At 32.3% G+C, this 16499-nt stretch carries 14 protein-coding genes, 5 tRNA genes and 1 pseudogene; 19 read left to right on the forward strand and 1 reads right to left on the reverse strand.

Features of this window, described 5'->3' with window-relative positions; translation table 11 throughout:
* On the forward strand, nucleotides 1-181 hold a 181-nt coding region (locus ACOTVC_RS07620), incomplete at its 5' end, for a major outer membrane protein (RefSeq protein ID WP_421628198.1).
* A 23-nt stretch (nucleotides 182-204) separates the two neighbouring features.
* Here the strand turns inward: ACOTVC_RS07620 and ACOTVC_RS07625 are convergent.
* On the reverse strand, nucleotides 205-945 hold the full coding sequence (locus ACOTVC_RS07625) for a YaaA family protein (protein ID WP_421628200.1): 741 nt from the start codon (nucleotides 943-945) through the stop codon (nucleotides 205-207).
* 92 nt (nucleotides 946-1037) lie between these two features.
* On the opposite strand from ACOTVC_RS07625, the gene ACOTVC_RS07630 reads away from it, so the two are divergent.
* The 18 genes and pseudogenes from ACOTVC_RS07630 to rpsG all read left to right on the forward strand — a co-directional run bounded on the left by ACOTVC_RS07630 (nucleotide 1038) and on the right by rpsG (nucleotide 16493).
* Nucleotides 1038-1113 (forward strand) — tRNA-Thr (locus ACOTVC_RS07630).
* Between the two features lie 47 nt (nucleotides 1114-1160).
* Nucleotides 1161-1246: transfer RNA gene (locus ACOTVC_RS07635), tRNA-Tyr, on the forward strand.
* 7 nt (nucleotides 1247-1253) lie between these two features.
* Nucleotides 1254-1330 (forward strand) — tRNA-Gly (locus ACOTVC_RS07640).
* 105 nt (nucleotides 1331-1435) lie between these two features.
* Nucleotides 1436-1510: transfer RNA gene (locus ACOTVC_RS07645), tRNA-Thr, on the forward strand.
* A gap of 65 nt (nucleotides 1511-1575) precedes the next feature.
* Nucleotides 1576-2775 carry an elongation factor Tu gene (gene tuf, locus ACOTVC_RS07650; RefSeq protein ID WP_039617742.1) on the forward strand — a complete coding sequence of 400 codons (1200 nt, stop codon included), beginning with the start codon at nucleotides 1576-1578 and terminating at the stop codon, nucleotides 2773-2775.
* 39 nt (nucleotides 2776-2814) lie between these two features.
* Nucleotides 2815-2973, forward strand: coding sequence for a 50S ribosomal protein L33 (gene rpmG, locus ACOTVC_RS07655; RefSeq protein ID WP_087684661.1), 159 nt, complete (start codon nucleotides 2815-2817; stop codon nucleotides 2971-2973).
* A gap of 22 nt (nucleotides 2974-2995) precedes the next feature.
* Nucleotides 2996-3071, forward strand: a tRNA-Trp gene (locus tag ACOTVC_RS07660).
* A 16-nt stretch (nucleotides 3072-3087) separates the two neighbouring features.
* Complete coding sequence (gene secE, locus ACOTVC_RS07665; protein WP_039617745.1) at nucleotides 3088-3270, forward strand: preprotein translocase subunit SecE; 183 nt, start codon at nucleotides 3088-3090, stop codon at nucleotides 3268-3270.
* Nucleotides 3271-3274: 4 nt separating this feature from the next.
* A complete protein-coding gene (gene nusG / locus ACOTVC_RS07670) occupies nucleotides 3275-3805 on the forward strand; it encodes a transcription termination/antitermination protein NusG (RefSeq protein WP_012661180.1) in 531 nt (176 codons plus the stop codon).
* 27 nt (nucleotides 3806-3832) lie between these two features.
* Complete coding sequence (rplK, locus tag ACOTVC_RS07675) at nucleotides 3833-4258, forward strand: 50S ribosomal protein L11 (protein WP_012661181.1); 426 nt, start codon at nucleotides 3833-3835, stop codon at nucleotides 4256-4258.
* Nucleotides 4259-4324: 66 nt separating this feature from the next.
* Nucleotides 4325-5026: a 50S ribosomal protein L1 gene (gene rplA / locus ACOTVC_RS07680; protein ID WP_087689835.1), complete on the forward strand. Its 702-nt coding sequence runs from the start codon at nucleotides 4325-4327 to the stop codon at nucleotides 5024-5026.
* Between the two features lie 154 nt (nucleotides 5027-5180).
* Nucleotides 5181-5660 (forward strand): 50S ribosomal protein L10, encoded by a 480-nt coding sequence (gene rplJ, locus ACOTVC_RS07685; protein ID WP_421628203.1) that lies wholly within the window; start codon nucleotides 5181-5183, stop codon nucleotides 5658-5660.
* Nucleotides 5661-5680: 20 nt separating this feature from the next.
* Nucleotides 5681-6058: a 50S ribosomal protein L7/L12 gene (gene rplL / locus ACOTVC_RS07690; RefSeq protein WP_039640990.1), complete on the forward strand. Its 378-nt coding sequence runs from the start codon at nucleotides 5681-5683 to the stop codon at nucleotides 6056-6058.
* A gap of 97 nt (nucleotides 6059-6155) precedes the next feature.
* Nucleotides 6156-10289, forward strand: coding sequence for a DNA-directed RNA polymerase subunit beta (gene rpoB, locus ACOTVC_RS07695; protein WP_039642513.1), 4134 nt, complete (start codon nucleotides 6156-6158; stop codon nucleotides 10287-10289).
* Nucleotides 10282-14835, forward strand: a complete 4554-nt coding sequence (gene rpoC, locus ACOTVC_RS07700) for a DNA-directed RNA polymerase subunit beta' (RefSeq protein ID WP_214116276.1) — start codon at nucleotides 10282-10284, stop codon at nucleotides 14833-14835. The genes rpoB and rpoC overlap by 8 nt, the downstream gene beginning before the upstream one ends.
* Before the next feature lie 42 nt (nucleotides 14836-14877).
* Nucleotides 14878-15509, forward strand: a pseudogene (locus tag ACOTVC_RS07705) (CatA-like O-acetyltransferase).
* Between the two features lie 62 nt (nucleotides 15510-15571).
* Entirely contained in the window at nucleotides 15572-15955 is a 384-nt protein-coding gene (gene rpsL, locus ACOTVC_RS07710) for a 30S ribosomal protein S12 (RefSeq protein ID WP_012661187.1), read from the forward strand.
* 67 nt (nucleotides 15956-16022) lie between these two features.
* Nucleotides 16023-16493: a 30S ribosomal protein S7 gene (gene rpsG / locus ACOTVC_RS07715; RefSeq protein WP_012661188.1), complete on the forward strand. Its 471-nt coding sequence runs from the start codon at nucleotides 16023-16025 to the stop codon at nucleotides 16491-16493.
* Nucleotides 16494-16499 lie beyond the last annotated feature (6 nt).

Raw genomic sequence — 16499 nt, forward strand, 5'->3', positions numbered from 1 at the left:
ATATGGTAGAGGTATTGCTGATACAGATAAAAACGAATACATCGCAAGAGTATCTTACAAATACAGCCCAAAACTTACATTTAGTGGCTTCTATTCTTACTTAACTGAAGACTTTAATACAGCTGGTGTTCATGACAGTGATGATCAATACATCAGACTTGAAGCTCTATACAAATTCTAATTATAAAAGCTAAGCCAAAAGGCTTAGCTTACTATATCTAAAATTACCTCTTCTTTTAATCCTTGTATTTTTATTTCTTTTATTTTTAATTCATTAGGTAAGTTTTCAAGCAAAGCTTCTTTACTATGTATATTTTTACTTGCTAACATTCTTAACATTTTACCCCTATAAGCTTTTGCAAAATGACTTAAACTTTTGGATTTTTTTAAAAAAGTGAGAGTTAAAAAAGGCCTTTTAATAGTATAAAATTTTTCATAAAATTTAGCTCTAAGATCAATTATCAATTCATTTTCTAAAAATTTATCAACTTCATCAGAAAAATTATCTTTATAAAATTTTTCTATATTAAAATCTTTGATTTTCTCTCCTTGCTTTAATTTATAATAAGGTATTAAATCTTTTGCTAAAATAGGACCAAAAAGATTAGAAAAAATCAAAACATTCTCGTCTATGTATTCTCTTGAAACCTCGCTTAAATTTTCATAGTCTAAATAATCAAAAGCAACTCCATTGTATCTTTGGATAGCTTTAATTGTGTCTTTTGTTATAATATTTTGAGTTAATTCCTGCATTTCATTTTTATCTTTTACACCAAAAAACTTTTCAAGTTCTCCTTCGCTGCATTGTTTTATATGATTTTTATATTTTGTAAGCACTTCTAGTCTTTTGCTATATAAATTACTAAAAACAAAAGAGTTTTCATTTATACAAGTTTGCGTGTTTGTTTTGTTTTTGCTTTCACTAGGTGAAAATAAAATTTTCATATTTAATCCTTTATTTTTTAAAAAATTATACAAAATTATTTAAAACACTTGACATTAATTCAAAATTACATTATAATTCAACTTTATTTTTTGCTGGTTTAGCTCAGTTGGTAGAGCAGCTGCCTTGTAAGCAGCAGGTCGGGGGTTCAAGTCCCTTAACCAGCTCCATTGTTAATAGCAGTGTTTGACCAGAAATAAAAAGCATTTTTATTCATGGTGAGTTACTCAAGTGGCCAACGAGGGCAGACTGTAAATCTGCTGGCTTTCGCCTTCCGTGGTTCGAATCCACGACTCACCACCATTGCTTTGCGGGAGTAGCTCAGTTGGCTAGAGCATCAGCCTTCCAAGCTGAGGGTCGCGGGTTCGAGTCCCGTTTCCCGCTCCAACCTAATTTTGGTAGAGTGAAACTGGGAGCTGTTTTTAAATTCAGAATTTCTAGCAGTTTCAAATTTCCAAAATTTTATAATTTATGTTTTTAATTTTTCTGAGCGCTCGTATGGCTCAGAGGTAGAGCACTCCCTTGGTAAGGGAGAGGTCGCGGGTTCAAGTCCCGCTATGAGCTCCATTGATTTCAAAAGATTATAAAACATAAATTAGTATTTGTTTGTAAATTTTATATGGAGGAAAAAGATGGCTAAAGAAAAATTTTCACGTAATAAGCCTCACGTAAATATTGGTACTATTGGTCACGTTGACCACGGTAAAACTACTTTAACAGCTGCTATCTCTGCTGTTCTTTCAAGAAGAGGTTTGGCTGAGCTTAAAGATTATGATAATATCGACAATGCTCCTGAAGAAAAAGAGCGTGGTATTACTATTGCAACTTCTCACATTGAGTATGAAACAGAAAATCGTCACTATGCTCACGTAGACTGCCCAGGTCACGCTGACTATGTTAAAAATATGATTACTGGTGCTGCTCAAATGGACGGTGCTATTCTTGTTGTTTCTGCTGCAGATGGCCCAATGCCACAAACTAGAGAGCACATCTTACTCTCTCGTCAAGTAGGTGTACCATATATCGTTGTTTTCATGAACAAAGCTGATATGGTTGATGATGCTGAATTGTTAGAATTAGTTGAAATGGAAATTAGAGAACTATTAAGTTCTTATGACTTCCCAGGAGATGACACTCCAATTATTTCAGGTTCTGCTTTACAAGCTCTTGAAGAAGCAAAAGCTGGACAAGATGGTGAATGGTCTAAAAAAATCCTAGATCTTATGGCAGCAGTTGATGAGTATATCCCAACTCCAGCTCGTGATACAGATAAAGATTTCTTAATGCCAATCGAAGACGTATTCTCAATTTCAGGTCGTGGTACAGTTGTTACCGGTAGAATTGAAAAAGGTGTTGTTAAAGTTGGTGACACTATTGAAATCGTTGGTATTAGAGAAACACAAAGCACTACAGTAACTGGTGTTGAAATGTTTAGAAAAGAAATGGATCAAGGTGAAGCAGGTGATAACGTAGGTGTTCTTCTACGTGGTACTAAAAAAGAAGATGTTCTTCGTGGTATGGTTCTTGCTAAACCAAAATCAATTACTCCGCATACTGACTTTGAAGCAGAAGTTTATATTTTAAATAAAGATGAAGGTGGTCGTCACACTCCATTCTTTAATAACTATAGACCACAGTTCTATGTAAGAACAACAGATGTTACTGGTTCTATCCAACTTGCAGAAGGCGTTGAAATGGTTATGCCAGGTGAGAATGTTAGAATTACTGTAAGTCTTATTGCGCCAGTTGCACTTGAAGAAGGTACTCGTTTTGCTATCCGTGAAGGTGGCCGTACTGTTGGTTCAGGTGTTGTATCTAAAATTATTAAATAATCATAAGCGAGATTTTATCTCGCTTTTTAAGGAATAAAAATGAGAATTAAAATTGGCTTGAAATGTGAAGAGTGCGGTGATATTAATTACAGTACTTTTAAAAATAGTAAAAATACAACTGAAAAATTAGAATTAAAAAAATATTGCCCAAGATTAAAAAAACATACAGTTCATAAAGAAGTTAAATTAAAAAGTTAAGGCTTTTTATATAAAAGCCCTTAGGGCAATAGCTCCAACGGTAGAGCACCGGATTCCAAATCCGATGGTTGGGGGTTCGAATCCCTCTTGCCCTGCCACAAAATAAGGTAAAATATGGAAAAACTAATAACTTATTTTAAATTGTCAAAAGCTGAATTATCAAAAGTTATTTGGCCTTTGAAAGAGCAAGTTAGGAATGCTTATATTACAGTTTTTGTAGTTGTTACTGTTGTTTCATTATTTTTAGCATTGGTTGACTTGATTATGTCATTTTCATTATCTAAGATTATAGGATAAAAGAATGAATCATAAATGGTATGCAATTCAAACTTATGCAGGTAGTGAAATGGCTGTGAAAAGAGCCATAGAAAATTTAGTTAGAGATCATGGAATTCAAGAGCAATTACTAGAAGTGATTGTTCCAACTGAAGATGTGATCGAATTTAAAAATGGTAAAGAAAAAATAAGCGAAAGAAGTTTATATTCAGGCTATGTATTTGCCAATATTGACTTATCAACAGAACTTTGGCATAAAATTCAATCTTTGCCAAAAGTTGGTCGTTTTATAGGGGAAAGTAAAAAACCAACCCCGTTAAGTGAAAAAGATATCAATCTTATTTTAGAAAAGGTGAAAAATAAAGCAGCACCTAAACCTAAAATTTCATTTGATAAAGAAGAAAGTGTAAGAATAACCGAAGGTCCTTTTGCAAACTTTGTTGGTATTGTAGAGGAATATGATATGGTTAGAGGAGTTTTAAAGCTAAATGTTTCAATATTTGGTAGATCAACTCCAGTAGAGATCTTATACTCTCAAGTTGAAAAAATAGTTTGATAATATAGCAAGTAAAGGAGAAAGGTTATGGCTAAAAAAGTCGTAGGAGAAATAAAATTACAAATAGCTGCTACTAAGGCTAATCCATCACCTCCAGTTGGTCCTGCTTTGGGTCAACAAGGTGTTAATATTATGGAATTTTGTAAAGCATTTAATGAAAGAACAAAAGATATGGCTGGTTTTAATATTCCAGTTGTTATTACTGTTTATGCAGATAAAAGCTTTACATTTATCACAAAACAACCACCAGCTACAGATTTAATCAAAAAAGCTGCAGGTATTTCTAAAGGTGCGGACAATCCTTTAAAAAACAAAGTAGGTAAATTAACTAAAGCACAAGTTTTAGAAATTGTTGATAAAAAAATAGCTGATATGAACACAAAAGATAGAGAGCAAGCTGCTAAGATTATTATGGGTTCTGCTCGTTCTATGGGTGTTGAAATCGTAGATTAATACTCTTTACCGCCAAGAGAGTTTAAAAAGGCGGTAGCACTTTATATAAAATGCGGAGAAAAATTAATGTCTAAAAATACTAAAAGATTTACAGAATTATTAAAAAAAATTGATTCAAATAAAAATTACTTAATAGATGAAGCAATAAGTACAGTTAAAACTCTTGCTTCTGCTAAATTTGATGAAACAGTTGAAATTGCTTTAAAATTAAATGTTGATCCAAGACATGCAGATCAAATGGTAAGAGGCAGTGTAGTTTTACCTTGTGGTACAGGTAAAAAAGTGCGTGTTGCTGTTATAGCAAAAGATGCAAAAGCTGATGAGGCAAAAAATGCAGGTGCTGATATAGTTGGTAGTGATGATTTAGTAGAAGAAATTCAAAAAGGAAATATGAATTTTGATGTTTTAATTGCTACTCCAAATTTGATGGGTTTAGTTGGTAAAGTAGGTCGTATTTTAGGACCTAAAGGTTTGATGCCAAATCCTAAAACAGGTACTGTGACAATGGATGTTGCACAAGCTGTGAATAATGCTAAAAATGGTCAAGTTAACTTCCGTGTTGATAAACAAGGAAATATCCATGCAGGTTTAGGTAAAGTTAGCTTTACTCAAGAGCAATTAAAAGAAAATATGACAGCATTTGTAAAAGCTATTAATAAACACAAACCAGCTGCTGCAAAAGGAAGATATATTAAAAATGCTAGTCTTTCTTTAACTATGAGCCCTTCTCTTTCTCTCGATACTCAAGAATTACTTGATACAAAATAAAATTAATGAGAGTTTTACTCTCATTAATAAAAATTAGATAAGATAATAACTTTTATTTTATCTAATTTTTATCTTAGATTGGAGATAGCCGAGGTCCTAGGACTTAATTAGATTTTCTGCTCTGCTTGAAATCACCGGTCGGAAAGGAGTAAAGATGACTAAAAACCAAAAAGTTGAACTTGTTTCTAAACTTGAAGAAGGTTTTAAGGCTAGTGAAGCTGTTGTAGTTTGTAACTATAAGGGTTTAAACACTAAAAAACTTGAAGAGTTAAGAAATAATGCGAGAGAAATGGATGTTAAAGTTCAAATTATTAAAAATACTTTAGCAAGTATTGCTCTTAAAAATGCCGGCAAAGATGGAATGGAACTTAAAGATACTAATATTTATCTTTGGGGTGAAGACCAATTAAATGTTTCAAAAGTTGCTGATAAATTTAGCGAAGCTAATCAAGCATTTGAGATCAAAACTGCATTTATCGAAGGCGAAGTTGCTTCTGTGGATAAAGTTAAAGCTTTAGCTAAAATGCCTTCTCGCAATGAATTACTTGCTATGCTTTTGCAAGTTTGGAATGCACCAATCACCAATTTCACAATTGGATTAAATGCATTAAAAGAAAAAAAAGAAGCTGAATAAAATTATAAAAAGGATAAAAAATGGCAATTACTAAAGAAGATGTATTAGAATTTATTTCTAACCTAAGTGTTCTTGAGCTTTCAGAATTAGTAAAAGAATTTGAAGAAAAATTTGGTGTTTCTGCTGCTCCAGTTATGGTTGCAGGTGCTGCTGTTGCAAGTGCTGCTGGCGGTGTTGCTGAAGAAAAAACTGAATTTGATATCGTATTACAAGATGGTGGTGATAAAAAAATCAATGTAATTAAAGTTGTTCGTGCTTTAACTGGTCTTGGATTAAAAGAAGCAAAAGACGCAGTTGAGCAAACTCCATCAGTTCTTAAAGAAGGTGTTAGCAAAGCTGAAGCTGAAGAAGCTAAAAAACAACTTGAAGAAGCTGGCGCTAAGGTTGAGCTTAAATAATTTTTTGTTTTTTAAAAGAAAGGATTGTATATCCTTTCTTGTTTTCCTTTAATTAAGGATTCTTTCTTTCAATACTTTTACCATGGGGTATAATAATATGTTAAATTCACAATCAGGAAATCGTTTAAGAATAGACTTCTCGAATGTTCCACAACAAATAGACATTCCAAATTTATTACAATTACAAAAAAAGAGTTTTGATTATTTTTTAAATTTAGATGCAAAAAATTCAGAAAGCGGAATTGAAAAAGTATTTAAATCTATCTTTCCAATCCATGATCCGCAAAATAGATTAAGTTTAGAATATGTAAGTAGTGAAGTAGGTAAGCCTAAATATACCATTAGAGAGTGTATGGAAAGAGGTTTGACTTATTCTGTAAATTTAAAAATGAAAATCCGTTTAACTTTACATGAAAAAGATGAAAAAACGGGTGAAAAAATTGGTATAAAAGATATTAAAGAACAAGAAATTTATATTAGAGAAATTCCTTTAATGACAGATAGAATTTCTTTTATTATCAATGGAGTAGAAAGGGTTGTAGTTAATCAACTTCATAGAAGTCCAGGTGTTATCTTCAAAGAAGAAGAAAGTTCTACTGTTGCAAATAAATTAGTATATACAGCTCAAATTATACCAGATCGTGGTTCTTGGCTTTATTTTGAATATGATGCTAAAGATGTACTTTATGTACGTATCAATAAAAGAAGAAAAGTGCCTATTACAATTTTATTTAGAGCACTTGGTTATAAAAAACAAGATATTATAAAATTATTCTACCCTATACAAACTATTCATGTAAAAAAAGATAAATTCTTAACTGAATTTAATCCGAATGACTTTTTAGATAGAGTTGAATATGACTTAAAAGATGAAAAAGGTAATGTAATTCATCAAGCTGGTAAAAGAATGACAAAGAAAAAGGCAGAACAGCTTGTAAAAGACGGTGTTAAATGGGTTGAATATCCAGTTGAAATTTTAGCAAATAGATATTTAGCTAATCCTATCATTAATAAAGAAACCGGTGAAGTTTTATATGATTCTTTAACACTATTAGATGAAGGAAAACTAGCAAAAATTAAAGATGAAAAACAGTTTGATATTGCAAACGATTTAGCTAATGGAGTAGATGCTGCTATCATTAATTCTTTTATTCAAGATAATGAAACTTTAAAGCTATTAAAACAAACAGAAAATATAGAAGATGAAAATGATTTAGCAGCTATTAGAATTTATAAAGTGATGAGACCAGGTGAGCCTGTAGTAAAAGATGCTGCAAAAGCTTTTGTAAATGATTTATTTTTTAATCCTGAAAGATATGACCTAACAAAAGTTGGTCGTATGAAAATGAACCATAAATTAGGTTTAGATACGCCTGAATATGTTACAGTTTTAACTAATGAAGACATAGTAAAAACTGCAAAATATTTAATTAAAGTAAAAAACGGTAGAGGTCATATCGATGATAGAGATCACTTGGGTAATCGTCGTATTAGATCAATCGGTGAGCTTTTAGCGAATGAACTTCATGTAGGTCTTGCTAAAATGCAAAAATCTATTAGAGATAAATTTACGGCTTTAAATGCAGATATTGATAAAGTAATGCCTTATGATTTAATCAATCCTAAAACAATTACTGTAACAATTATGGAATTTTTTACCGGTGGTCAATTATCTCAATTTATGGATCAAACAAACCCATTGAGTGAAGTAACTCACAAACGTCGTTTATCTGCACTTGGTGAGGGTGGTTTAGTAAAAGAAAGAGCAGGATTTGAGGTGCGTGATGTCCATGCAACACATTATGGAAGAATTTGTCCTGTTGAAACCCCAGAAGGTCAAAATATCGGTTTGATTAATACACTTTCAACTTATGCTAAAGTAAATGATTTGGGTTTTGTTGAAGCACCTTATAAGAAGGTAGAAAATGGTAAAGTAAGCAACGAGATCGTTTATTTAACCGCTACGCAAGAAGAAGGTTTAGTGATAGCAGCAGCTTCAACTAAAATTGATGAAAAAGGTAATATTGTTGAAGAATTTGTTGAAGCAAGACAAGATGGTGAAACAATCTTAGCAAGAAGAGAAGAAGTGCATTTGATTGACCTTTGTTCAGGTATGATAGTAGGGGTTGCAGCATCTTTGATTCCATTCTTAGAGCATGATGATGCAAACAGAGCTTTGATGGGTTCAAACATGCAACGTCAAGCAGTGCCTTTACTAACTGCGCAAGCACCTATAGTAGGTACTGGTATGGAAAAAATCATTGCGCGTGATGCTTGGGAAGCTATTAAAGCTAAAAGAGCAGGGATTGTAGAAAAGGTTGATAATAAAAATATTTTCATTTTGGGTGAAGATGAAAATGGACCATTTATTGATCATTACAAAATGGAAAAAAATCTAAGAACTAACCAAAATACAACTTTTATTCAACATCCAATTGTAAAAAAAGGTGAATTTGTTCAAGCAGGTCAAATCATTGCTGATGGTCCAAGTATGGATCAAGGCGAACTTGCTATTGGTAAAAATGCTTTAATCGCATTTATGCCATGGCATGGGTATAACTATGAAGATGCTATTGTAATTAGTGAGAAAATTTTGCGTGAAGATACTTTTACTAGTGTTCATATTTATGAAAAAGAAGTAGAGGCTAGAGAACTTAAAGATGGTGTAGAAGAAATTACAAAAGATATTCCAAATGTAAAAGAAGAGGATTTAGCACATCTTGATGAAAGTGGTATTGCTAAAATAGGAACCCATATTAAACCTGGTATGATTTTGGTGGGTAAGGTTTCACCTAAGGGAGAGGTAAAACCTACACCTGAAGAAAGATTATTAAGAGCTATTTTTGGTGAAAAAGCAGGACATGTTGTAAATAAATCTTTATATGCAACTGCTTCATTAGAAGGTGTTGTTGTAGATGTGAAAATCTTTACTAAAAAAGGTTATGAAAAAGATGCACGTGCTATAAAAGCTTATGATGATGAAAAATTAAACCTTGAAAAAGAACATCACGATAGACTTTTAATGATGGATAGAGAAGAAACTTTAAGAGTATGTTCTTTGCTTTCTAAGTCGCCTTTAAATTCAGATGAAGAAATAAATGGTATTAAATATAAAAAAGGCTCTAAAGTAGAAATTACAGAATTAGAAAAAATCAATCGTTTTGCATTAAATTCTTTAGTTAAAGCTTATTCTAAAGAAGTGCAAAAAGAATACGATGATTTAAAAAATCACTTCCAAAATGAGAAGAAAAAACTTAAAACAGAGCATGATGAAAAATTAGAAATTTTAGAAAAAGATGATATTTTACCAAGTGGGGTAGTAAAACTTGTTAAAGTGTACATCGCGACTAAGAGAAAATTAAAAGTTGGGGATAAAATGGCAGGACGCCATGGAAATAAAGGTATTGTATCTAATATCGTTCCAGAAGTTGATATGCCATATTTACCTGATGGAAGACCTATTGATATAGCTTTAAATCCTCTAGGGGTTCCAAGCCGTATGAATATAGGACAAATTCTTGAAAGTCACTTAGGGATTGTTGGTATGAGACTAGGTGATCAAATTCAAGAAATTTTTGATAGAAAACAAAAAGATTTTGTAAAAGAATTACGCGAAAAAATTCTTGAAATTTGTAGTGTGTCTAGACTTGAACTAGAAAAGAAATTTGTGCAAACTTTAAATGATGAGCAACTTATTTCTTATGCTAGAGATTGGGCTAAAGGAGTAAAATTTGCTACTCCTGTATTTGAGGGTGTAACGGTTGAAGAATTTGGTAAGCTTTTTGAAATGGCTAAAATAGCTATGGATGGAAAATGCGAACTTTATGATGGAAGAACTGGTGAAAAAATGGCAGAGCGTGTACATGTTGGATGTATGTATATGCTTAAATTACACCACTTAGTAGATGAAAAAGTTCACGCAAGAAGTACTGGACCTTATAGTCTTGTAACACAACAACCAGTTGGTGGTAAGGCTTTATTTGGTGGACAAAGATTTGGTGAGATGGAGGTTTGGGCTCTTGAAGCTTATGGAGCAGCTCATACTTTAAGGGAAATGTTAACCATAAAATCTGATGATGTTGAAGGTAGATTTAGTGCTTATAAAGCTTTAACAAAAGGTGAGAATGTTCCAGCAACAGGTATTCCAGAAACATTCTTTGTACTTACAAATGAATTAAAATCTCTTGCTTTAGATGTTGAGATTTTTGATAAGGATGAGAATAATGAGTAAATTTAAACCTATCGAAATAAAAGAAGATGGCAGACCTAGAGACTTTGAAGCTTTTCAATTAAGACTTGCAAGTCCTGAAAAAATCAAATCATGGTCTTATGGGGAAGTAAAAAAACCAGAAACGATTAATTATAGAACCTTAAAGCCTGAAAGAGACGGGCTTTTTTGTGCTAAAATTTTTGGACCAGTAAGAGATTATGAGTGTCTTTGTGGTAAGTATAAAAAAATGCGTTTTAAGGGCATTAAGTGTGAAAAATGTGGTGTTGAAGTTACTAGTTCTAAAGTACGTCGTTCAAGAATGGGGCATATTGAATTAGTTACTCCGGTGGCTCATATTTGGTATGTAAATTCTTTGCCAAGTCGTATCGGTACTTTGCTTGGTGTAAAGATGAAAGACTTAGAACGCGTATTGTATTATGAAGCATATATAGTAGAAAATCCAGGTGATGCTTACTATGATAACGAAAATACTAAAAAAGTTGAATTTTGTGATGTATTAAATGAAGAGCAGTATTTAAATTTAATGCAGCGCTATGAAAGTAGTGGATTTAAAGCTAGAATGGGCGGTGAAGTTGTTAGAGATTTACTAGCAAATTTAGATCTTGTCGAGCTTTTAAATAAACTAAAAGAAGATATTGCAGCAACTAATTCAGAAGCAAAGAAAAAAACTATCATTAAACGTTTAAAAGTGGTGGAAAATTTCTTAAATAGTAATTTAAATAGCAATACAAATATTGATGAAGTGGTACCTAATCGTCCTGAGTGGATGATGATTACAAATTTACCTGTATTACCACCTGATTTAAGACCTTTAGTAGCTTTAGATGGTGGAAAATTTGCAGTTTCTGATGTGAATGATTTATACAGAAGAGTTATTAATAGAAATACACGTTTAAAAAGACTTATGGAACTTGATGCGCCTGAAATTATCATTAGAAATGAAAAAAGAATGCTACAAGAAGCAGTTGATGCTTTATTTGATAATGGTAGAAGAGCAAATGCGGTTAAAGGTGCAAATAAACGTCCATTAAAATCTTTAAGTGAAATCATCAAAGGAAAACAGGGTCGTTTTAGACAAAATCTACTTGGTAAAAGGGTGGATTTTTCAGGTCGTAGTGTTATTGTTGTTGGACCAAAACTTAGAATGGATCAATGTGGTTTACCTAAAAAAATGGCTTTAGAATTATTTAAGCCACACTTATTAGCTAAACTTGAAGAAAAAGGTTATGCTACCACTGTAAAACAAGCTAAAAAAATGATAGAAAATAAAACCAACGAAGTTTGGGAGTGTTTAGAAGAGGTTGTTAAAGGTCATCCTGTAATGCTTAACCGTGCTCCAACTTTACATAAGCTTTCTATTCAAGCTTTCCATCCGGTTCTTGTAGAGGGTAAAGCAATTCAACTTCATCCATTAGTATGTGCGGCGTTTAATGCTGACTTTGATGGGGACCAAATGGCTGTGCATGTGCCTTTATCGCAAGAAGCAATAGCTGAGTGTAAAGTATTAATGCTCTCATCTATGAATATCTTGCTTCCAGCAAGTGGCCGTTCTGTGACTGTGCCTTCTCAAGATATGGTTTTGGGGATTTATTATCTATCTTTAGAAAAAGATGGTGCTAAGGGTGAGCATAAAATTTGCACAGGTATTGAAGAGGTTATGATTGCCCTAGAAGCAAAATCTTTAGATATTCATGCAAGTATTAGAAGTGTGGTTGATGGTAGAAAAATCACTACGACTGCGGGAAGATTAATTATTAAGTCTATCTTACCTGATTTTGTTCCTGAAAATATGTGGAATAAAGTCATGAAGAAAAAAGATATTGCAGCTTTGGTTGATTATGTTTATAAAGAAGGTGGCCTTGAAGTAAGTGCTAGCTTTTTAGATAAATTAAAAGATCTTGGTTTTGAATATGCAACAAAAGCGGGTATTTCTATTTCAATTGCTGATATTATTGTGCCTGATCAAAAGCAAAAAAGTATAGAAGAAGCTAAAAAACAAGTAAGAGAAATCCAAAATTCATATAATTTAGGTTTGATTACTTCAGGCGAAAGATATAATAAGATTATTGATATTTGGAAAAGCACTAATAATGTCTTATCAAAAGATATGATGGAATTAATTAAAAAAGACAAGGAAGGGTTTAACTCTATTTATATGATGGCAGATTCTGGTGCTAGGGGTTCAGCAGCTCAAATTTCACAGCTTGCTGCGATGAGGGGTCTTATGGCTAAACCTGATGGCTCTATTATTGAAACACCGATTATTTCAAACTTCCGTGAAGGATTAAACGTTCTTGAATATTTCATTTCAACTCACGGTGCTAGAAAAGGTCTTGCAGATACAGCCTTAAAAACAGCAAATGCAGGTTATTTGACAAGAAAACTTATCGATGTAGCTCAAAATGTAAAAGTTACAATGGAAGATTGTGGCGCACATGAGGGTGTTGAGATTAATGAAATTACCGCAGATGGTGTTGTAATCGAAACCTTAGAAGAAAGAATTTTAGGAAGAGTTTTAGCTGAAAATATTATTGATTCTATTACTAATGAGATTTTATTCTCAGAAGGTACTTTAGTAGATGAGGAAAAAGCTAGAATTATTGTTGAAAGTGGAGTAAAGAGTGTAAGCATTAGAACTCCTATTACTTGTAAAGCTAAAAAAGGAGTTTGTTCTAAATGCTATGGTATTAATCTGGGTGAAGGAAAATTAGTTAAACCAGGTGAGGCTGTAGGTATTATATCTGCTCAATCAATCGGTGAGCCAGGAACGCAGCTTACACTAAGAACTTTCCACAGTGGTGGTACTGCTAGTACAGATTTACAAGATCGCCAAGTAGTAGCACACAAAGAAGGTTTTGTAAGATTTTATAATCTTAATACCTATGAAGATAGACAAGGTAAAACTATAGTGGCTAATCATCGCAATGCTGCTATTTTACTTGTTGAGCCAAAAATCAAAGCTCCATTTAAAGGAACTATCCATATTGAACATGCGTATGAAGATGTGGTGGTTAGCGTTAAAGCAAAAAACAATGAAGCTAAATTTATATTAAGAAAATATGACTTAGCAAAAGCTAATGAACTTGCGGGTGTAAGTGGTAATATTGAAGGTAAATTATATATTCCATATAGCGATGGTGCTGAAGTAGCTGAAAATGAAAGTATTGTAGAAGTAATCAAAGAGGGTTGGAATATACCAAACCGTATCCCTTATGCGAGTGAATTGCTAGTAAAAGATGGTGATCCTATCACTCAAAATATTATAGCTGGCGCAAAAGGTACTTTGAAGTTTTATATGCTTAAAGGGGACGGTTTAGATAGAATTAGAAATCTAAAAAAAGGCGATATAGTTAAAGAAAAAGGTGTATTTGTTGTTATTGCTGATGAAAATGATAGAGAAGCAAAAAGACATTATATACCAAGAGAATCTGTGATTGAATTTGACGATAGCGCTTTTGTGGATAATCCTAAAGCCATCATAGCAAAATCAAGCAAAGAAGATAAAACTATCATTGCTGAATGGGATGCATATAACAATACTGTAATTGCAGAAGTTGCAGGTGCAATTAACTTTGAGGATATTGAATCAGGTTATAGTGCTGATGAGCAAATTGATGAAGCAACGGGTAAAAGATCGCTTGTTATTAATGAGTATTTACCAAGTGGAGTGCGTCCTGCATTGTTAATTATAGGTGAAAATGATAAGGTAGTGCGTTATCAACTAGAGCCAAAAACTGTTATTTATGTAAATGATGGTGATAAGGTTAAACAAGCTGATATCCTAGCTAAAACTCCAAAGGCAGCGGCTAAGTCAAAAGATATTACCGGAGGTCTTCCAAGGGTATCTGAATTGTTTGAAGCAAGAAAGCCAAAAAATACCGCTGTTGTGGCTGAGATTGATGGGGTTGTTAGATTTGATAAACCTTTAAGATCAAAAGAAAGAATCATTATCCAAGCAGAAGATGGAAGTAGTGCAGAGTATTTGATAGATAAATCAAAACGCATTCAAGTAAGAGATGGTGAATTTATCCATGCGGGTGAAAAATTAACCGATGGAGTTATTTCAAGTCATGATGTGCTTAGAATTTTAGGTGAAAAAGCATTGCATTATTATCTTATCTCTGAAATTCAGCAAGTTTATCGTGGTCAAGGCGTTGTGATTTCTGATAAGCATATTGAAATCATCGTATCACAAATGCTAAGACAAGTAAAAATTGTTGATAGTGGCCATACAAACTTTATTGTTGGTGATTTGGTTTCAAGAAGAAAATTCAGAGAAGAAAATGAAAGAATTTTAAAATACGGTGGCGAACCCGCTGTAGCTGAGCCTGTATTGCTTGGGGTTACAAGAGCAGCTATTGGAAGTGATAGTGTGATTTCAGCTGCTTCATTCCAAGAAACAACAAAAGTTTTAACAGAAGCAAGTATTGCAGGTAAATTTGATTATCTTGAAGATCTAAAAGAAAATGTAATCTTAGGTCGTATGATTCCTGTTGGTACAGGTCTTTATGGAGATCAAAATTTAAAGCTTAAGCAACAAAATTAATTTTCAATCCTAGCAATTTTGCTAGGATTTTTAAAGTATTTTATGTTTAAAATAATTGATTTAGAACAATATAAAAGAAAAGAACATTTTAACTTTTATACTCAAAATATCCCTTGCTCGTTTGAAATTACTGTTAAATTAGATATTAGTTCTTTTTATTATTTTATTAAAAACAATAATTATGAATTCTATTCTTGTTTTATCCACACTATTAGTAAAAGTATAAATGCTTTTGATAATTTTAAATTTAGTTTAGATCAAAACAAACAGCTGATATGTTATGATGTTATCCATCCTTCTTATACTATTTTTCATAAGGACTCTAAAACTTTTTCTGTTCTTTGGACTTTCTATAAAGAAAATTTAAATGATTTTTTATCTTTATATGAAGAGGATAAACAATTATCAAAAAGCAATAAAAGTATGTTTTTAAAAGAACCTATAGATAATTTTTTTAATATTTTTACTATTCCTTGGATAACTTTTAAGAGTTTTTCTTTATGCTTGCCAAAAAAGAGCAATATTTCTTTCCTATTATAACAAGTGGAAAGATTATAAAAGAAAATAAAAAATTTCTCATTCCTTTTAGTATTAATGTTAATCATGCTAGCAATGATGCTTATCACATTTATTTGTTTTTAGAAAAACTCCAAGAAAACCTTAATAGTTTATAATTTTATAAGTAAAATTTAGATATTATCCAAAGTTTATTATTTTATTAATGAAAGGAATTACTGTGCCAACCATAAATCAATTGGTTAGAAAAGAGCGCAAAAAAGTTTTAGAAAAATCTAAATCACCAGCGCTTAAAAATTGCCCACAAAGAAGGGGAGTTTGTACTAGGGTTTATACAACAACTCCTAAAAAACCAAACTCAGCGTTAAGAAAAGTTGCCAAAGTAAGACTTACAAGTGGCTTTGAAGTTATTAGTTATATCGGTGGTGAAGGTCACAACCTACAAGAACACAGCATTGTTTTAGTGCGTGGTGGTAGGGTAAAAGACTTACCAGGTGTTAAGTATCACATTGTTCGTGGTGCCTTAGATACTGCAGGTGTTGCAAAAAGAACTGTTTCTCGTTCTAAATATGGTGCAAAACGCCCTAAAGCAGCAGCTAAGTAATAAGATTGCAGACAAATCCGTTAGATTTGATTTTGTTTGAGTAAAATTATAAATTTGAAGGAAAATTATGAGAAGAAGAAAAGCTCCGGTAAGAGAAGTCTTGCCAGATCCGATTTATGGAAACAAAGTAATCACAAAATTCATTAATTCTTTAATGTATGATGGTAAAAAAAGCACGGCTACGACTATTATGTATGGTGCTTTAGAAGCTATCGATAAAAAAGGCGGAGAAAAAAAAGGCATAGAAATTTTTAATGATGCTATTGAAAATATCAAGCCTTTATTAGAAGTTAAATCTCGTCGTGTTGGTGGTGCTACTTATCAAGTTCCAGTAGAGGTACGCCCAGCTAGACAACAAGCTTTAGCTATAAGATGGATTATTTCTTTTGCTAGAAAAAGAAGTGAAAGAACTATGATTGAAAAATTAGCAGCTGAATTATTAGATGCAGCTAATAGTAAAGGTGCTTCATTCAAGAAGAAAGAAGATACTTACAAAATGGCAGAAGCTAACAAAGCATTTGCTCATTATCGCTGGTAAGAGGAG

Source organism: Campylobacter sp. GB48 (assembly GCF_049221845.1).
In the GTDB taxonomy this organism is placed as follows: domain Bacteria; phylum Campylobacterota; class Campylobacteria; order Campylobacterales; family Campylobacteraceae; genus Campylobacter_D; species Campylobacter_D lari_C.